The organism is Nocardia alni (assembly GCF_019038435.1).
Taxonomy (GTDB): domain Bacteria; phylum Actinomycetota; class Actinomycetes; order Mycobacteriales; family Mycobacteriaceae; genus Nocardia; species Nocardia alni.
In genome coordinates, this window is sequence record NZ_JAGPOX010000167.1 from 1 (window position 1) to 20,720 (window position 20,720).

Here is a 20,720-nt window from a genome sequence, read left to right on the forward strand (position 1 = left end):
CGAGGGTCTCGTGGGCGCGGAGATGTGTATAGGAGAGAGGCCGGTGAGTTCGGTCTCCAGTTTCTCCAGCAGATCGCTGCCGAAGTAGGTGTCGCCGTCCTCGGGCTCGAACTGCGATGTGGTGTCGCGGGTTTCGGGTGTCGATTCGTCGGCGGGCGAGGATGCCAGGCGGCTGCCCGTGTCGGTGAGCGCGGGGTGGTCGGACTGGTATAGGCCGTGAGCGCCGGGACCGCTCAGCGCGAGAGTGGAGAATTTCGGCAGGTGTGCCAGGCCGACGGCGATGATCCCGCCCCGGCGCGGGACGGTCATATCCGGTGGATCCACCCGGATGTCGGGTGAGTATGCGGTGTCGCCCGGTCGCCACACGAGTTTCGTGCCGTCCGCCTCCGTCCGGAAGGTGGTTCCGTCGGTCAGCCAGCGGGTCCGCGATCCGGTGGCGGACACCCTGTCCACCGTGCCGTTCCACGCCACCATGGACCGAGTTCCGTTCGGTTCGACGGTGTATCTGGTCCTGTCGCGATCCTCGCGGTAGTGGACGCCGTCGACGGTGATTCCGTATCGGGTGCCGTCCGGGGCGTAGCGGTATCGGTCGCCTCTGTAGCCGATGACGTAGTCGGCGCCGGCGAGGGGGTCCAGGCGGTATTCGATGCCGTCGACCGGGTCGAGGTAATGTCCGGTGGCGTGCCGCGCCGGGTGGTCCCAGGGGTTTTCCAGGAGAATCCGGACCGGTGCGCCGGTCTCGTCGCGTTCGACTCCCAGGACGGCGTAGACGTGCCCGCCGACCAAGCCCGGTATCGCATCGACGTTTTCGCGGTCTTGCCCGAACCATCCGGTGCCGAGTGTCGCGGTGTCACCGCGTCGAAGCGTGTAGTCGATTCGATCGGCTACAGCACGGCCGGCGACCGCGAACATGCCGGTCGGCAGAGACCGGCTCTCGTACGGCCTGGTTCCCATCACCTCGCTGAAATAGCTTGTCAGAGCATCTTTTTCGGCATCCCAGGCATGCGGGAACGGTTCGTTCACCCGGGCGTCCAGGTACTTGCCGAAGCCGCTGGGGGAGAAGGGATCATCGGTGCGCTCGAACTTGTCCCATTCGGCTCGGGCGGCAGCCGGGTCGTTCGGGTGTGCGGCCGCGATGCGATTCGACTCCGCCGCGTGCAGGGTATCGGCTTGCTGCCTCCATTGCGTGTAGGTGTCGGCGATACGACGGGAGAACTCGGGGTCGGCTGTCGTGGCCGGCCGGCCGGTGTGCGGGGCCGAATGCAGGAGATACTCGTTCAGCAGTTCGTGCAGCGTGTCGGTGTCGAACTGCAGCGGATGCAGGAAGTGGACGTCCTCGGCGGTGCGGACGGGTTGCTGCCGCGGCGTGTGCCCGGCCGTCACCGCCCGGCCCTGCTCGCTGTCCCACGCCTGGTACGTCGTCGAGTCGTCGGCCTCGTGGAAACCTTTACCGAGACGCCCGGCGATTCGGCCGGGGGAGCCTCCGTTGTACAGCTCGAAGTAGCCCTGGTCCTTACCGAATCGGTGGACGTAGGCCTTTTCGATCATGCTGGCCCACAACGGTTCTCCCGGGTTGTGACCGGCGAAGTATCCGGTCTGGGTGCCGGGTGCGACGTAGATGGATTTTTCGACGCGGACCCATTCCGGTACGCCGTCGACGAAGAACCGGACGCTGACGGTTCCGTCGCCGTGGTCGGTCAGCATCTCCTCGATGGCCCGCGGGTTGTGGACGGCCCGCTGTTTGAGCGCAGCGATCAGGGGGCAGTCACCGAGGTTGCCCTGGCGTGCGTCCTGTGATTTCGGGCCCTGTGGCCCGAAGAGCGGATTCCTGTGCCGCTCGACGAGGGTCGGCAGCTGCGGGAGTAGATCCACGGGGAGCTTGACCCGATACCACTCGGTTGCCCCTGGATACTTCATCTCTCGCCAAAGTGCATCTTCCGTGGATCTGGCCACCATGGCCTGTTCACCCTTCAGATGCAGCAGAGCCCGCTGTTTGCCGCTGTCCGTGGCGAGGATCCGGATGCGGTTGTGCGATGGGGCATCCCAGGTCAGGGTGCCGTCGTGGTAGGTGAAGTCCTGTGCCAGAGCAGCTGCCAGGACATAGTTCCCGCCGTCCGGTTTCGTGATCTCGTAGGAGCGGATACTGCCGTCCGCGTACGTGTTTCGCCTCGCCGGCATCGAGCCGCTGGCGGGCAGTCGCAGCACCTCGCCCCCGTGGGCGGAGATGGTGAGGGCCTCGCCGCCGCCGGGAAGCGTCTGTGCGGGCATCCGCACCGGGATGCCGAGTCTCGGCAGGAGTGCCTTTTTCTGGTCGGGTGTGAGGTTTTCCAGGCGTTGGTCGTCGGTGAGGGTGGGTGGGTCGAGTCCGGTGCGGTCGAAGTGTGTTCGTTGTGGTGTGGGGGTGCCGGGGAGTTCGAAGCCGAGGTGGTCGAGCATGGCGTCGCCAAAGTAGGTGTCGCCGTCCTCCGGTTCGAATTGTGTTGTGCTGGTGGCCATCATCGGGGTGGTGGCGGGTGGTTCCACCGTCGCGCGCAGGATGGTGACGCCGTCGGGCCTGCGTTCGACACCGGTGATGCGGTAGGGCGTGTTGCGGGCGAGCATAAGTTCGTTGCGGAACGGGTTGGGGCCCTTCCTGCCGAGATAGATGCCGCGGGTGCCGGGTGGCACCACAAGTTCCATCAGATACAGCGATTCGCTGTTCGGGTCGGACCGCAGTGAGGTGGACAGGTAGCCGCGCTCGTGTTGCAGAGTGCCGATCAGGTCTTCGGGTTCGCCTTCGTCCAGTGCCGTGCCGTGCTCGTCTTTCACCAGCGAGGAGATGTCATCGAGGGCGTGGACGACGCGGATCGGTTCGGTCAGTGGAAGTTCGCGGTCGGTGGCGCGGTCGAGCCTGGCGATGTGGTGCCGTACGTCGCCGGGCCGGAAGTCCTGGTGCAGGTGGTCGGTGTAGAGCTCGGTCAGCTCGCGATACGCCCAGTTCTCGGTCGCGAGCCGGGCCAACCGTTCACGGGGTGAATCGTCGGACAGGATGTCGTGCAGCGTCCGCCGCTCCCGCTCTTCGGCCTCGGTGCGGCGATCCTGGGCGGCGAGCCGGTCTCGCCGATCGGCCATGAGCTCGAGATTCCCGAAGTCGTCGCTCATCTCGTGGTGGCGCTCGGCGTTGCGGGCGTATTCGTCGACTCGGGTGTCGATCTGGTCGTCCGAGGAGATGCTTCCCAGCACGACGTTGACGATCGGTCGTGCGGCGTGCGCACGGACTGTTTCGCGGACGTCGGGTGGCAGTTGGTCCCAGGCGTCCAGTTGCTGAACGCCGAAGCGGTCGCCGGCGATGTCGGTGGGGAAGTGTCGGATGCCGTCTTCGAGGTGGCTTTCGTTGGCCGGGTCGTGGATCGGCGCGGGGGGTGTGGCGGTGTGGTCGTCTTCGGATACCGGCGACGGTTCCACCGTGCCGTGCAGGACGACGACCTTTTTGGCCGGGTCGTACTCGACGCTGGTGATCCGGTAGTTCGTGTCCCGCGGCAGCACGATCTCGCGCCGGAACGGCGCGTTGCCGTCGGCGCCGATGTGGACGCCACGTGTACCGGGCGGCACCACCAGTTCCAGGCGGTATTCGTGCTCGGCGGACTGGTCCTCCTGCTCGACCTTGATCGAGGTGGACAGGAAGCCGGGTTCCCGCTGTGTCACACCGGCCAGCAGACGCGGGTCCCGGTCCCGCAGCGGGGTGCCGTCCCGGTCGATTTTCAGGAAGCCGATGTCTTTCAGATCACGGGTGACCCGGATCGGGGTGGTCAGTGGGATCTCGCGCGCCGTGGCCCCGTCGAGCATCCTCAGATGCTGCCGCAGCATATCCGGCGAGAGGCCCCTGCCGAAGTGCTGGTGGTAGGTGTCGTCCCACGAACGGTAGTTGTCGGCGTCCGTCCGGATCCGTGTCCAGTGCGCGGCGGGATCGGGGCCGGACAGGAGTGTGTCCAGCTCGTCGAGTTCTCGCTGTTCAACCGGTGTCCGGCGGTCTTGGGCGCGCAGTTCGACACGTCGGTCACGTAGGTCAGCGAGATTCGCATAGCCCAGGTGCGCGTCGGTGAGCAGCTCGTGGAGATCGTTCGTCGCGCGGAGTTCGTCGATCCAGCGGGCCAGGTCCTCGTCGGACATGTTCCGCCGCGGCAGGTTGTTGATCGCCGCACTGGACTCGAAGGTCAGCAGAGCGTTGCGTTCGTCGGCCGACAGATCGTTCCAGACGCGCAGCGTGCGCCGACCGTAAGCGACTGCGTCGGTGTCGTAGTCGAATCGGGGTATGCCGTCGCTGTCGAGTTCCCACTCCTGCGATGAATCCTCGCGGGCCGGGTCGGTGGAGGCGTCCGGCTCGGACCGCGGTGTGACATCGTGGGCCGGGTCGGCGCCGAGGCCGTTTGTGGGCGACGATGCCGGGCGGGCTCCCGCACCTATCGCGGGGTGGTCGGATTCGTACAGGCCGTGTGCGCCGGAGCCGCTGAACGCGAGATTGGCGAATTTCGACAGGTGGTCGAGGCGGACGGCGATGATCCCGCCCCGGCGCGGGATGGTCATATCCGGTGGATCCACCCGTGCCTCGGATGAGAATTCGGCATCGCCCGGTCGCTGGATGAGTTTGTTGCCGTGCCGGTCGGTCATCAGGACCGTTCCGTCGGGCAGCCAGCGGGTCCGCCGACCGCTCGTGGACACCCGGTCCTGGGTGCCGTCCGGTGCGACCATGGTCCGGGTCCCGTTCGGTTCGACGGTGTATACCGTCCCGTCGGGATCCCTGCGGGAGTGGACGCCCGCGGTGGTGATGCGATACAGGATGCCGTCCGGGGTAGTGCGGAATCGTTCGCCCCAGAAGTCGGTCTTATAGCCTTGGACGCCGTCGGGATCGAGGCGGTATTCGATGCCGTCGTCCGGGACGAAGTAAGTTCCCTCGCCATACCTCGGCTGATGGTCCCACGGATTCTCCAGGAGAATCCGGGCCGGTCTGGCGGCGTGGTCGCGTTCGACTCCGAGGACGGCGTAGGCGTGATTGCCCACCAAACCCGGTACCGCGGTCACGTTTTCGTTGCTCTGCCCGAAGCCCGCGGTGCCGAGTACCACCGTGTCGCCATGTCGCAGTGCGTAATCGATTCGATCGGCGATCGCCCGGCCGGCGACCGCGAACGGGTCGGGCAGCAGCCGATTCTCCGGCTTCCCAGTGCGCACATGGTCGAAATACTTTTTCAGAGCGTCTTTCTCGGCATCCCAGGCGTGCGGGGACGGCTCATTCGTATGGGCGTCCAGGTACTTGGCGAAGCCACTGGGCGCGCGGAAATAGTCGGTCTCCCGGAACGTGTCCAGTTCGGCGCGGGCGGCAGCCCGGTCGCCCGGGTGTGCGGCCTCGATGCGTTTCCACTCCGCGTCGTGCTGGGCGTCGGCGTCCCGCATCCATTGCCGGTGGGTGTCGGCGATCTGACGGGCGAATTCGGGGTCGGCCGCCCGCGCCCCGCCGTCCGGCGGATTCGCGCGAAGGTAGTCGTTCAGCAGGTCGTTCAGCGTGTTGACGTCGAATTGGAGCGGGTAGAGGAAGTACCCGTCATCGGTGTTGCGGACGGGTTGTTGCGGCCGCGTCCATTCGACCGTCACGTGTGTGTCCTGATCGGTATTCCAGGCCCGGTACGTCGTCGTGGCCTCGGCCTGGTGGAAACCCTTGCCGAGACGCTCCGCGATGTGGCCGGGGGTACCTCCGTCGTAGAACTCGAAGTAGCCCTCGCCCCTGCCGAATCGCTGGACGTAGGCCTTCTCGATCATGCCGGCCCACAGCGGTTCTCCCGGGTCGTGACCGGCGAAGTATCCGGTTTGGGTGCCGGGCTTGACGTAGATCGATTTCTCGACGCGGACCCATTCGGGCTTGCCGTCGACGAAGAACCGGACGCTGACGGTCCCGTCGCCGTGGTCGGTCAGCATCTCTTCGATCGACCGCGGGGCGCGCGCGGCTCGTTGTTTGAGTACGGCGATCAGTGCGCAGTCGCCGAGCTTGCCCTGGCGTGCGTCCTGCGATTTCGGGCCCCCCGGGCCGAAGAGCGGATCCGCGTGCCGCTCGACGAGTTTCGGCAGTTCCGGGAGCACATCGTGGGGAACGTCGATCTCGTACCACTCGGGGTTGCCCGGGAACTTGATCTCCCGCCCCGAAAGGTAGCCCGACGATCTCATCACGGCCGCGGTTCCGCTCTTCATGTGTAGCGGATGCATCCGGTAGTTGCTGTCGAAGACGTTGAGCCGGATGTTGCTGGCCGGCTTGTCCCAGCTCAGCGTGCCGTTCTGGAAGGTGAAGTCCGGCACCATACTGACCATCAGCCATTCGGACCCGCCGGTCGGGGTTTGCACCTCGTAGGAGATAGTGCGTCCGGTCGGCCCCTTGATCTGCGTTGCCGGCATCGAACCGGTGGCCGGCAGTCTGATCACGTCACCGCCGAAGGTGGCGATGACGATGCCGTCGCCGCCGCCGGGAGCTGTCTGCTCGGGTACCCGCACCGGGATGCCGAGTGTCGGCAGGAGTGCTTTCCGCTGGTCGGGTGTGAGGTTTTCCAGGCGTTGGTCGTCGGTGAGGGTGGGTGGGTCGAGTCCGGTGCGGTCGAAGTGTGTTCGTTGTGGTGTGGGGGTGCCGGGGAGTTCGAAGCCGAGGTGGGTGAGCATGGCGTCGCCGAAGTAGGTGTCGCCGTCCTCCGGTTCGAATTGTGTTGTGCCGGATTGCCCGTGGTCCGTGGCGGGCGGTGGTTCCACCGTTGCCCGCAGGACGGTGACGCCGTCGGGCCTGCGTTCGACACCGGTGATGCGGTAGGGGGTGTTGCGGGCGAGCAGCAGTTCGTTGCGTAGCTGGTGGGGGCCTTTGCGGCCGAGGTAGATGCCGCGGGTGCCGGGTGGCACCACCAGCTCCATCAGATACAGGGATTCGCTGTTCGGGTCGGGTCGTAATGAGGTGGACAGGTAGCCGCGCTGGTGTTGCAGGACGCCGATCAGGTCTTCGGGTTGGCCCTCGTCCAGTGCGAGGCCGTGCTCGTCTTTGGCCAGTGAGCTGATGCCGTCGATGGCGTGGACGACGCGGATCGGTTCGGTCAGTGGCAGTTCGCGGCTGGTCGCGTGGTCGAGCCGGGCGATGTGATGCGGTAGGTCGCTCGGCCGGAAGTCCTGGTGGAGAATGTCGGTGTAGAGCTCGGCCAGCCGGCGATACGTCCAGGCGTCGGACGAGATCTGCTCGTACCGATCCTTGGGCGAAGCGTCGGAAAGGATCGTGTGCAGCGCCCGCCGTTCCCGTTCCTCGTCGGCGGTGCGGTGATTCTCGGCATCGAGTTCGTCTCGCCGGCGGGCCATGTCGACCAGGTCCCCGGAGTACTCGGCCACCGCGTTGTCGATCCCGGTATTCCGGGTGTATTCACCGATGCGAGTGTCGATCTCGTAGTCCGCGGAGATGCTCTCCAGCACGCTGTTGACCACCGGCATCTCGGCATGTGCGCGCACCGTCTCGCGGACGTCGTGTGGCAGTTGGTCCCAGGCGTCGAGCTGCTGTACACCGAAGCGGTCGCCGGCGATGTCGGTGGGGAAGTGTCGGATGCCGTCTTCGAGGTGGCTTTCGTTCGCCGGGTCATGGATCGGGACCGGTGCCGTGTGGTCGTCTTCGGCTACCGGCGATGGTTCCACCGTGCCGCGCAGGACGACGACTCCGACTCCGTCGAGGATCTCGTGCTCGACGCCGGTGATCCGGTAGTTCGTATCCCGCGGCAGCACGAGTTCGGTTCCGAACGGCGTGTTGCCGTCGGAGCCGATGTAGACGCCGCGCGTACCGGGCGGCACCACCAGTTCCAAGCGGTATCCGGGTCGGTGGGTCTCGTCCCGGGCGGCGAGCCAGGTGGCCAGGAAGCCGGGTTCACGCTGGGGGACGCCGACGAGCAGCCGCGGGTCCTGGTCCGCCAGCAGGGTGCCGTCCCGGTCGATTTTCAGGAAGTCGATGTCTTTCAGATCGCGGATGACCCGGATCGGGGTGGTCAGTGGGATCTCGCGCGCTGCCGCCTCGTCGAGCGCTGTCAGATGCTGCCGGAGCACGTCCGGCGCGAGGCCCTGGCCGAAGTGCCGGCGGTAGGCCTCGTCCCACGAACGGTAATTGTCGGCATCGGTTCGGATCTGTTTCCAGCGCGCCGCGGGATCGGGGCCGGACAAGAGCTTGTCCAACTCGTCGAACTCCCGCTCCTCGGCGGGTTTCCGGCTGCCTAGGGCGCGCAGTTCGGCGCGCCGCTGATGGAACTCGACGATACCGGGCCCGTTATCGCGCGAGTCGGCCAGCAAAACCATGACATCCGAGTAGGCGTCGTCGTCCGGATCGGCGGCCTCGGGTTCGGTGTCGTGCGGGGCGCTCAGCAGATCGCGGAGTTCGGCCGTCGCGCGGAGTTCGTCTATCCAGCGAGCGAGCTGTTCGTCGGACATGTTCCGTCGCGGCAGATTGTTGACCGCTCCGGTCTGCTCGAACGCCTCCAAGGCGGTCTGCTGCTCCTGCGACAGATCATCCCACACGCGCAGCCGGTGTTGACCGTAGCTGGAAGCCTCGACGTCGTAGTCGAATCGGACCACGCCGTCGCTGTCGGGCTTCCAGTTCTCGTCGTCGTCCGATGAGTCGTGGGCCGAGTTCGCGTCGTCGTCGCCGAATACGACGTCGTAGACGAGGTCGTCGGACTGCGTGTCGTCGACGTGGGGAGTGGATCCGGCGTCCGCCTGAGCAGTTGTGTCCGAATCGGCCTGCGGTGCCGTGACGGCCGTGGCGGAGTTTGTGGCGTGGTCGGAGTTGTACAGCCACAGAGCGCCGGGCCCGTGCAACGACAGCACCGAGAACTTCGGCAGGTGTTCGAGATCCACGGCGACGACGCCGCCCCGGCGCGGAATGGTCGTATCCGGCGGATCGACCCGTCCGGGGTCTGCCGACCAGGTGGTGTCGCCCGGTCGTTTCACCATCTTGACGCCGGTCGGCGACGTCACGTACTCGGTTCCGTCGGGTGTGCGCCGGCGTCTGAGGCCGTCCGGGCGCACGCCGTCCTGTGTGCCGTCCGGGGTCCTGACCTGACGGTTGCCCTGCCGGGTGAAGTGGTAGGTGGTGCCGTCGGGGTCGCGGCGGAATTGCTCGGCGCCGTCCGCGGAGATCTTGTACATGGTTCCGTCGAGCGCGTGGCGGAACCGGGCGCCGTCGGTGGTGAGGGTGTAGGGGCCGCCCTCGGGGTCGAGGCGATATTCGATGCCGGGGTGCGGGGTGGGGTAGATCCCACTGTGGTCCCATGGATTCTCCAGCAAGAGCCGGGCGGGTGCGCCGGTCTCGTCACGCTCGACGCCCAGTACCGCGTAGGCGTGGCTGCCCGCCAAACCCGGTACCGCGGTTCTGTTTTCGTGACTCTGCCCGAATCTGGACGTGCCGAGCACCACCGTGGTGCCGCGCTGGAGCGCGTGGTCGATGCGATTGCCGATCGCCTGTGCGGCGATCCGGTAGCGGCCGGACATTACTCGATGCTTGGCCGGCCCGGTGCGGGTCCTGCGGAGATAGTTCGCCAGGGTGTTCTTCTCGGTCCGCCACCGGCCCGGGAAACGCCTGTCCAGGTACTTGCGCAAACCCTTGCGGGACAGCAGGTCTTGCCGCTGTAGGAACTCGTCCCACGCGGCCTTCCTGGCCGCGGCGTCGCCTTGATGAGTGGTCTGGATCTGCTGGTTCGTCGACCTGCGCAGGGCGTCGCGTTCCTGCTTCCAGTGGTCGAACGTGTCGGCGACGGCGCGGGAGAACTCGAAGTCGCCGCCCAGCAACTCGTGCAGTGTGTCCGCGTCGAAGTGCAGCGGGCTCAGGAAAAACGGGTCGTCGACCGTGCGGACCGGCTGCCGTCGCCAGCCGTCCTCGGCCTCGTGGAAGCCCGTGCCCAGACGCTCGGCCGTCTTGCCGGGAAAACCGCCGGACATGCCCTGATAGCCCTCCTCGGCGCCGAAGCGGTGTGCGTAGGCCTTCTCGATGATGCTGGCCCACAAGGGCTCTCCGGCCTCGTGTGCGACGAAGTGTCCGCTGGCCGTGCCGGGGGTGACATAGATCGACTTCTCGTGGCGATCCCAGACCATTGCGCCGTTCACCCTGAACCGGACGCTGACGGTGCCGTCGCCGTGGTCGTGCAGCATGTTCCGGATCGTCTGCGGATTGTGCGCGGCCATATGTTTGAGCGGGGCGATCAGGTCACAGTCGTATCCACGGACCTGACGTGCGTCCTGCGGCTGCGGTCCCCGCGGCCCGAACAGCGCAGTATCGTGCCGCTCGGCGAGTTCCGGCAGCGGCAGCACGCTGCCGGGAGCGGTGACGCGGTACCACGCCGGATTGCCCGGGAGCTTGATCCACCGCGATGATCCGGATCCGGCGCGCGCGGTGATCGTATAGCCGGCCGGTACGTGCACCTTGGTCCGCTGGTTCGTCTCGTCGCGAGCGGCGATCCGGGTCTCGCTGCGTGGAATGTTCCAGCTCAGTATCCCGGTGCCGGCGGTGGCGCTGTCGCGCTGGAAGGTGAAACCGTCGGTCAGATCGTGCGGGATGATCTCGTGGGTGCCGTCCGGATGTTCTATGTCGTAGTAGAAATCCCCGGTCTGCGAATTCAGCAGGCTCGCGCGTCTCGCACCGAAGGCCGGCAGGTGATGCACTGCCCCCGAGTCCTCCACGAGGGTGACGGCGTTCGAACCGGCTACCGTGTGGTGGGGTATCTGTACCGGGACGGCGACCACGGGCAGCAGTGTCTGCCTCTGCTCGGGGGTGAGGTTCTCCAGGCGTTCGTCCTGCGGCAAGACGGGTGGTTCGATCCCGGTGTCGTCGAAGTGCGTCCGCTGCGGGGTCGTTGTGCCGGTCGGGTCGAACCCGAGGTGATCGAACATGTCACCGAAGTAGGTGTCGCCGTCCTCGGGTTCGAACGTCGTGGGGGCGGGACTCGCGGGATCCGTGTGCTCGGTGAGCTGTGCCGCAGGGGCCACCCTGACCTGCTGGATGCTTCCGGCGGAGAGTCTGGTGAGTTTGTCCCGGAAGACGTCGAGGGTGTGGGTGCCGACCGCGATGGGTGAGCGCCGGCGCGGTCCGGGGGTGCTGCGCTGTGGATCCGATTGCTCGGTGTCGTGCCCCGTGCGCCGGCGTGTGGACGGGGGTTGTTCGTCGGTGACGTAGGCGACGGTGACGCGGCCGTCGTTGAACGTGGCACGGACCTCGCCGTGCCGGGTTTGCAGGTAGAGCTTCGTACCGTCCGGATAGCCGTCCTCGGGGAACGTCGAGACGAACTCGGCGAACTCGCGGGTGGTGGTCGGGTCGGCCGGTTCGGGCGTCGCGCCGATACGAACGTCGTCGAGGCTGCCGGTGTCGGTGTGCGCGTGTGCCGTGCTGCCGTCGCCGTGAGCTGCGGTCGTGGACGGGTCCGCCTCGGGTCCGATGCCGTCGTTCGACAGTGGTGCGGTCGAGTTTCCGAAGGCGAAGTGCGCGCCGCCGCCGCGGATCGACAGATACGCGAATTTGGTCAGCTGCGAGGCATCGAGGGTGAGGGCGCCGCTCGGGCCGTAGGTGAGCCCGTCCATGGTCAGTGGCACATTCGGGTTGGACTCCCAGGGATTCTGCAGCCCGAGCGCGATACCGCCGCCCTCGCCGGAGCGCACACCCGACAGCGAGTACGCGTGCGTCCCCACCAACCCCGGGTATGCGGTGACGTTCTGCGCACCCTCGCCGAAACCCCTGGTCGACAGCAGAACCTTGTCGCCGCGACTGCGGACGAACCGGATCAGATCCACGACATGTTGTTGCGCAACGGAATTGGTCACGGTCTGCCGGTGATCGCCGACCTGACCCAGATAGTCGAGGACGGCGGCGATCTCGGCATTCCACCGTGCCTTCTCCGCGGGCTCCAGATGGTAGTTCAGGAAACTCCGGAAACGGTCGACCGAGTCCTCTCTGTTCACAGTCCAGATCGGCTCCAGCCGGCCGAGTCGCTGCGCGAAGGCGAAGACAGAGTCCGAATCGGCGTCGGCGCCGAGCTGCTCGGTGAGCAACTCGTGCATCGTGTCGACGCCCATCCGCATCGGATGCAGGAAGGTGGCCAGGTCGATACCGCGTATCGGCTGGCGGAAGGCCCCGCTGCGATCCACCTCGTACGGCGGCAGCAATTCCATCATCGCTCTCGCGGGCATTCCGCCCCTGATCGATGAAAAGCCGCCCTGCCGAACGGCATACGCCTTCTCGACGAGCGCCGGCCACAGGGCACGGTTCGTGTCGTGGGCGGCGTAGATCATCCGGCCTTGTGCGTCGGCGTACAGATCTCTGGTGATCCGCACCCATCGCGGAGCGCCCTGGCCGCTGAAGAACCGCACGGCGACGGTGCCGTCCGGATATTCGGTGATCATGTCCCGGATGAGCTGGGGTTCGTTCGCGGAAATATCCTTCAGCGGCGCGATCAGGTAGCAGTCCGCGGCCCGGCCCTGGGCCGCATCCGCCGGAACGGGCCCGCTATCGCCGAATACGGGGCCGTTCGCCCGCTGTATCGAGCGGCCGAGTTCCCGCAGCGCCTGCGCCGAGACCCGCGTATTGCCGTCCAGCAGCGGCTCGCCCCCGATTCCGACATCCAGGGATATCGAGGCGCCGACCGGAGTATGCGTCGCGCCCTCCGGCGACATCCGCCGCAGTCCGGCGAACCTGCTGGCGGCGGCCGCCGACGACCACTCGGTCGGTGTCTGCCAGTGGTATACGCCGTCACCGCCCGGACCGAACACGGTCAGCTCACCCAGCAGGTCCCGGCGCACCGAATGGCTCGGGGCCGCCGGGTCGTCGCCGATCCAGACCGTGAGCAGCTCCGGATCGCGGGCGTCGTCGACGCCGTGCAGCTCATCGCCCGGCCGGATGCTCAGCAGGTCGCCGTCGCCGTCCACGACGGTCAACCGGTCCACCGGCGCGGTGATCGTCGAGCTCGGCATCCGCCGGATCGGCGGCGGATGTACGGGCTCACCGAAGGGACGCACCGACACCGTCGTATCGGCCTGGATATCGGGCCGCAGCAGCGCATACGCCTTCTGCGCCAGTGCCGCCCACAGCGGCTCGCCATCGGTGTGCCCCGCGTGCATCGGTGACCCCGCCGAGTCGTGCAGCAGGCGCCGATCCACTCGCGTCCAGTGCGGCATGCCGTCGATGAAGAACCGCACTCCCACGGTGCCGTCGGGGTACTCGTGGAACATGTCGACCAGTGCCTGCGGATCCCGCGAGGCGATCCTGCCGAGGTTGCTCACCAGCACCCGGTTGTCCCCCCAGGTTCCGGCCCGCGCGTCCGATTGCCGCGGTACCGGCCGGGAATCCACCGTCGCGAACAGAGGGCCGGTGTGCATGACCATGGCCGCGGCGGCCGCGGGCCCACCCAGGCCCAGCGCGCGGACGGCATTCTCCGGGAGCACGAGTCGTGCGGTCAGAGTGTCGATCCGCACACTGCCCGCGGTCGCCGCAGGTTGGGTCGGCAGCAGCTCGCCGGCTCCCAGCCGCGCTACACCCCGGTCGTAGTACAGCACCGGGCTGACGGGACGGCCGTCTTGGTCACGCTGCGGCGTACCCTCCTGCTCGCCGGTCGGGCCCGTGGTCCAGTCGAGGTGGTCGAGCAGCTCCGTTCGCACCCAGTACGACGTATCGGGATCCGCACTCGACCGGATCAGCGCGTTGCCGTTGATGTCCCGTCCGTCCCACAGGACGCTGTCCGAGGGGCCGATCACCACGGCTCGCCCGCTGCGGGCTATCAGCACCGTGTTCTGTGAATCGCCGATCGTGTCCGCCTGCTGCACTGCCAGATTCGGCGGGACCGCCGAGGAGTACACCCGGCGCGAGGCCGACGGTGCGAACGTATTCCCGGTCGTCTCGGGCTCGTCTTCGAACAGCCGGTGCAGGTGGTCCGAGGATTCCTGGTCCTCGAGGTATCCGGGGCCCGGGCCGAGGTCCTCGGGGAAGTCCTCCCGTTCGCGGGCGGAATTCTCGGATTCGGTGTCGGTCCCGAACAGCCAGCGCAGTTCTCCGGCGGTGGATGCGGGATCTTCGAGGTATCCGGGACCCGGACCGCTGTCCTCGGGGAAGTCTTCCCCCTCGTCGGAGACCGGCATACGACCGAACAGTCGTCGCAACCGGGCACGGACTCCCGTACTGCCGAGGGGGGCGGGCCGTGCCGAACCGGACCGGCCGCCGGGCGTGGGATGGCTGCCGTCGGAGGTCGTCGCGGTCGTTCGACGGCGCCAGGGACGCAGTCTGTGTGGTGCGCCAATGCGAGTGCCGTCGAGGGTGCGCTCGGTGTTCGGGGCGGCCGGGACTCGGTCGTGCGGCGCCTGCTGGACCGGAAGGCCTTGCGGCGTATAGAGGATCGCGTGTGTGCCCGAGAGCTCCCGCAGGGGCGCGGGCGGGAACTCGTGTTCGCGGTCGAGTGCCTTGTCGACGACGGTGATCGTGCCGTGGTCGTTGACGAGAAGGTAGGCGTGTGCGCCGATACCGTACCGGTCGGTAGTGGCGTAGGCGTCGACGACGAGTGCGATGTGGCCGTGGCCGAGGTCACGCAGGTTCTGGGCGATGGCGGCGTGATCGCCGAATTGCCGGAGGGCGGAGCCCGCGGCCTGTTCGAGCTGTTCGCGGGTGATTCCCTCCGGCGTGGACGTCTCGATGGTCTGCACGACGGGACTGTCGGTGCGGCGTCGGAGTTCGGCCAGGCTGAGGGGAGCGCAGTTGTTGCGCGGTGGGGTCTCGGCCGTGTCGCGGTCCATGGCCGGACGGGCGGTGCTGCCGTCGCCGTGGATGGTGGTCCCGTCCGGACGGGTGGTGGTTTTGGCGGTGTGTCGCGGCTGGAGTTCCGAGGGGGTGACGACGGGTGCGGGCGCCTCCCCGATGCGGACGGCCGCCGGGACATCGTCGGTCGTCCGGGGATGCGAGTGCGTGCCGTCGCCGGTCGCCGCGGCCGGGGTCGTGGCCCGGCCGGGGTCGTGGATCGTGACCAGGGACGGATCGATGTGCGGTGCGGCGGATTTCGCTTCCGCCGGAGCTGCGTGGAGATGAATCTGTTGCAGCGCACCGTTGTTCGCGCCGACGCGGTGAGCGTCGGCGAATGCGGAGACCGCGGCGGCGAGCGGGGCGGGTGCGCGGTCGCGCGAGCCGGTGAACACGCGGGGCAGCGACCGGGCCGGTGTGTGCGGTTTCTGGAACAGCTGGTGCACTGGTCGGCCGGGACCGCGGGTGTTCCGGGTGGTGTCGATCCACATCACCGTCGCGTGATCCGGTTGGGTCCGGGCGGTTTCCGCGTGCTGCTGCATCGTCGTGATCACCGCGTGGTTCGCCGGCGTGCCGGTGAGTGTGTGCCAGTGCACCGTCGGGGCCGTGTCCACGTGGCCCACCGCTATCGTCGCGCTGCTGCGGCGTCCCTGGGCATCCTGGTCGAACGACAGCAGGTGCACCGGTGATGCGGTGGTACCGGACGGCTGCGCGGCGATCCAGGCCTCGAGGTCCGCGGTGTGCAGGTCGGTGAGCGTGTTCTTCAGGTTCTGCAGACGGCGCCGGGGCCCCGGGGCGGTGCTGTCGGCGAGTGCGGCGATCTCTAGCTGAAGATGCTTGCGGTTCAGCGTATTCCGCACGTCGGCGGGGATGCCCTCACCGCCCGCCAGCCCGGGGAAGTCGGTGAGCATGCGCGACTGGAACTCCGGGGACAGATCCTCGAAATGCAGGTTGTCCCACCAGCTTCGGCCGTGTTCGCGCCACCAGCTCGCGCGCTCGTGAACGGGCGAGGCGGTGCTGCGGAGCCCGCGAGGTTGCCCCGGCGGGATGATGCGGTCGTCGGCGTCGTGCGGCGTGGGATGCGCGAATATCTGGTTCTGCAGGGGCTTGTCGATGACGCCCGTGTCCAGGCCGCTGCGCCAATGATCCAGGTCTGCCTGTTGCGAGGCCAGGCTCTGGCGTTCGGCCTGCAGGGCGATATACGTCGTGGGATCCTGGAGAGCCGATTCGATGTTGTGCGTCGCGCCGAGGGCGATTTCCTTCTGGACCAGTGCCCGGTGCCTCGCGTCGAGCAGGATCTGCCGCCCGGTGATCTCGGCCCGCTGGCGTTCCGGTTCGCCGGACCGGTCGCGGGGCTCGTTGAGGTGATCGTGGCGGGCGAAGTTGCGGTCGAGGACCAGGCCCTGGCGCCGCAGCAGATCCAGCGCGAAGTCGTTCAGCTCCGGACGCGGCTGATAGTGGCCGCTGGCGTCGCTCATGACGCGCAGCACGCCGTCGCGCACGTCGATCTCACCGGCGGCGGTGACGGTGCGCCCGCCGAGGAACGACGAATGGTGCTGGACACCGAAGTCCTGGTCGCCGGCATACAGGTTGCCGAACTCGTCCATCACGAATATCGCCCGGTGGAAGATGCCTTCCTGCGCGTTGTTGGCCCACGTGGTGTCGAACAGCAAGCCGTCCGACGCGCGATACAGTTTGCCGTCCTCGCCGACGAACAGCCGGTGCGATTCGAGCTCCTCGGGGGTCATCTTCTTGACCGGTGTGGGATATTCGCGCTGCGGTGAGTCCGGCAGCTCCCTGGCGTTCGGGGGGGCATCGATACTGGTCTTGGCGACGATCGGCACGTTCTCGCCGATGTACTTGTACAGCAGGCCCACACCGTCGAGGAGAGGGATCTGCGCAGAGGCCAGTACGCGGTTCAACGGCGGCGGGATATTCGGTACGGCGCCGGTCCGGGAGCTGAGCTGTGCGGGCTTGCGCGGCGAACTCGTCGCCGCGAACAGATTGCCCTCGGGGGTGACGCCGATCTCGTAGTGTCCCTCGGCCGTGCGGCGCACGAATATGTTCGGGCTGTAGGCCATCGTCGTGGTCTCCAGCGTCCGGCCGTCCGGATGCGCGCTGACCACGTTCATGCTGAAGGCGTCGGCGGCAAGCCTCAGCGGCGCGTCTGCCGTTTCGGGGTCCGCCGAGTTCCGGTACACGGCGGGGTCGGTCGCCATGATTCGGCGGGAGTCCGCCAGCCAGCGGTCCATGACCCGGGCCCGCTCCTGCTCGCGTTCCCATTCCTCGTCCGGCACGAATCCGTTCTGCCGCCGGTTGCCGAGGTCGGTGCGTTCCTGCTGCTCCTCTAGTTCCTTCCGGGACAGGTAATCGCTGATCCTGTCCCGAATGTCGGAGACGCCGCGCAGACCCAGGACCCGGGCGAGGGCGGCCATCAGTGGATCCTTGTCGTCGTGCACCGGCTCCCAGACCGCCGGTGCGAGCGGGTTCTCCGGGATCGCCTCGGGCTCGTCCTCGGCGCTTCGGGTGCGCACTATGACGGGCGCGGTGTCCGGTGTGGCGGATCCGGGCTCCACCGTGGCGTGCACGACGGTGCCGCCGGATCCGTTGTCGATGCCGGTGATCCGGTAGTTCGTGTCGCGGGCGAGCAGGAGATCCTGGGTGCCGTCGGTACTGCGGTAGACCCCTCGCGTGCCGGGCGGTATCACGAGTTCCATGCGGACCGAAGTGTCTGCGGCGCGGGCTGATTCGGCGCCGATCGGCGCCCTGAGGAAGCCGCGTTCGCGCTGAATCGTGCCGATCAGGTGTCGCGCGCCCGGCCCGCCGAATTCGACCCTGTTCCCGTGCTCGTCGACCACGGCGTGATGCTCGTCGAGGGGCACCACGACGCGGATCGGTTCCGGCAGGGACAGTTCGCCCCGGGTCGCTCCGTCGAGCAACGAGATGTGGTGCTGGACCACATCCGGGTCGAACACGTCGTCGTAATGTTCGGTCAGGTACCTGGACCAGGTCCGATACTGTGCGGCCTGATCCTGAATCCGCTGCCAGCGTCGCTCGGCGTCGGAGTGGGACAGGATGCGCTGCAGCACCAGCGCTTTCCGCTCTTCCTCGGCGGAAGGGCTGTCCTTGCCGGCCAATTCGGCCTGCTGATCGCGCAGCGCATCGATGTCGGGAACCGGGGCGCGCCGGGGGCTCAGCAGGCGCGCGATCTCGTAGCTGTCGTTGAGTTCGGTATGCCAGTCGTCGATTTCGTCGTATGAGACGGCGCGCAGCAGAGTGTCGGCCATCTGGTCGTCGTGATGCGCGTTGAGCGCTGTCTGCTGATCGGGCGGCAGGTCCTCCCGCGGGCGCAGGTGCTCGAAGCCGGTGCCGAAGGCCGGCGCCGTTGGCGTGGGTTGCCGGGGCGTGTCCGAATCATGCTGCGCCCCTGGAGGAGCGGTGAGGTCGAAGTGATCTTCGTCGTCGATCGGGTCGTGGGTTGCGGGGACGGGTTGCTGTGGTCCGTAGAGGGCGTGCGCACCGGGGCCGCTCAAACTGATCGCGCCGAACTTCGGCAGATGCTGGAGATCGACCGCGACGATGCCGCCTCGGGGTGGGATCTTCGCGGCCGAGCCGTTGTGTTCCGTGCCGTCCGCGGTGCGCGTGCTCCTGGCTCCGGCCGGGTCGAGGCCGTACATGGTCCCGTCCGGGTCCAGGCGGTATTGCGCGCCGCTCGGCAGGATGATGTAGAGGGGGCCGTCGGGCTCCCGGCGATACCGGATGCCCTCCGCATCGGTGACGTAGTCGGACCCGCCAGGATCGAGGCGGTATTCGATACCGGGGCGCGGGGTGGGATAAACCCCGTTGTGGTCCCACGGGTTCTCCAGGAGCAGCCGCACCGGTTTGCCGCTGTCGTCGCGTTCGATTCCGAGTACCGCGTAGGCATGGCCGCCGATCAGACCCGGCACCTCGGTGCTGTTTTCGCGGCCCTCGCCGTATGGGAAGGTACCGAGCGCGACCGTGGTGCCGCGCTTCAGCGCGTAGTCGATCCGGTGAGCGAACGACTCGGTGGCGGTCCGGAATTCGTCGGACAGTAGGCGATCCTGTGTCTGCCCACTGTACAGAGCTCTGAAATACCCTGTCAGGGAGTCTTTTTCGGTGCCCCATCGGCCGGGGAACAGCGTGTCCAGATATGCGCGGAAGCCGGTGGGCGAGGCGTAGTCCCGCGTGCCGCGGAACTCCTCCCATGCGGTCTTCGCGGCATCCGGGGCCCCTTGGTAGCGGGTTCCGATTTGTTGCTGTGTCGAACGGCGCAGCGCGTCGAGGGCTTGCTGCCACTGGTCGTAGGTATCGGCTACCCGGCGCGCGAATTCGGGATCACCGCCTACCAGTTCGTGCAGTGTGTCGGTATCGAATCGGAGCGGGTGCAGGAAGGTCGTGTCCTGGATGGTGCCGACCGGCTGCTGTCGCGAGGACTGCTCGACGGTCACCATCTCGTTCCGCGTGGAATCCCACGCCTCGTACGACGGGCCGGCCGGAGCCTGGTAGAAACCCTTTCCGAGTCGTTCCGCCGTGTCGGCTACCTTGCGGGGATTTTTCCGCTCGAGCCCGAGGAAGCCGTTACCGTCACCGAATCGGTGTGCGTAGGCCTTTTCGATCAGGGTGGCCCACAACGGTTCTCCGGGTTCGTGGTGGGCGAAGTGGCCCGTGGTGGTGCCCGGCGTGACGTAGATCCGTTTGTCGACGCGGACCCATTCCGCCCGGCCGTCGACGCGGAATCGGACGCTGGCGGTGCCGTCGCCGTGGTCGTGCACCATCTCGCGCAGTGTCCGGGGATTGCCGGCGGCCAGCGCCTTGAGATCGGCGAGCAGGACGCAATCGCCGATCGCACCCTGGCGGGTGTCCTGCGGCCGAGGGCCGCGCGGCCCGAATACCGGATCCGCTCGCCGGTCGACGAGCGTCGGCAGTTCCGGCAGGACGCTGTGTGGCGCATTGATGCGGAACCAGGTGGGTCTGTTCGGATCCTTCACCCAGCGCCACGGTCCGGGTCCGGCTTTCGCCGCGAGGTCGATGTCGTACGGCAGCAGCAGCGGACCGACCCGACCGGACTCGTCGAAGCCGATGAAGCGAGCCTGGCCGCCAGGGATGTTCCAGCTCAGCGTGCCGGATTCGCTGCCGGGTGTGTCGGGCCGGTAGGCGAAGCCGCTCGTGAGCGGCGCGAAGATGTGGTGCACCTGTCCGTTGTGCTGGATTTCGTAATAGGGGATTCCGTTCTGCGGGCGGACCCGTGTGGTTCGGACCGTGGCGGCGGCAGGCAGTTGCTGGGTCCGGCCGTTGTGGTCGACGAGGGTGAGGAGGTCGCCGCCGCCGGGAATCTGCGGGCGAGGCAGTGCGGCCGATACGGCGAGAACCGGCAGCAGGGCTTCCCGTTGCGCGGGGGTGAGGTTTTCCAGACGTTCGTCTTCGCGCAGCGCCGGTGGTTCGTGTCCGGTCTCGTCGAACCGCGCCCGCGGCACGTCGGTGGTGCCGGGGAGTTCGAATTCGAGCTTTTCCAGCAGGTCTTCGCCGAAGTAGGTGTCGCCGTCCGCGGGTTCGAACGTGGTGGGAGCGGCGGTGGTCGCCGGTTCGCCGGTCAGGTGGCCGAGATAGGTGTCGCCGTCGCCGGGCTGCGACGTACCGGCGAAACGGGTGTCGGCACTCGCGGGCGATACCTCGATGTGTGCGGCGCTTCCGTCGCCGTGGGCAGCGGTTCCGTCCGGGGTGCTCGCGATTCGCGCGCCGGGCTCGTCCGGGGTGTGCGCTCCCGCGCCCGTCGGTGCGGGATGATCCGGTCCGTACAGGCCGAACGCGCCCGCGCCGCTCGAGCCCATGGACTTGAACTTCGGCAGGTGCGCGAGGTCGACCGCGACGATGCCGCCCCGGCGGGGGATGGTCATGTCCGGGGGATCCC

At 67.6% G+C, this 20,720-nt stretch carries 1 protein-coding gene; it reads right to left on the bottom strand.

Annotated elements, in window-relative coordinates:
- The coding region (locus JZ791_RS38365) for a C2 family cysteine protease (protein ID WP_216901955.1) at positions 1-20,706 on the bottom strand (20,706 nt) is incomplete at its 3' end.
- Between the last annotated feature and the right edge of the window lie 14 nt (positions 20,707-20,720).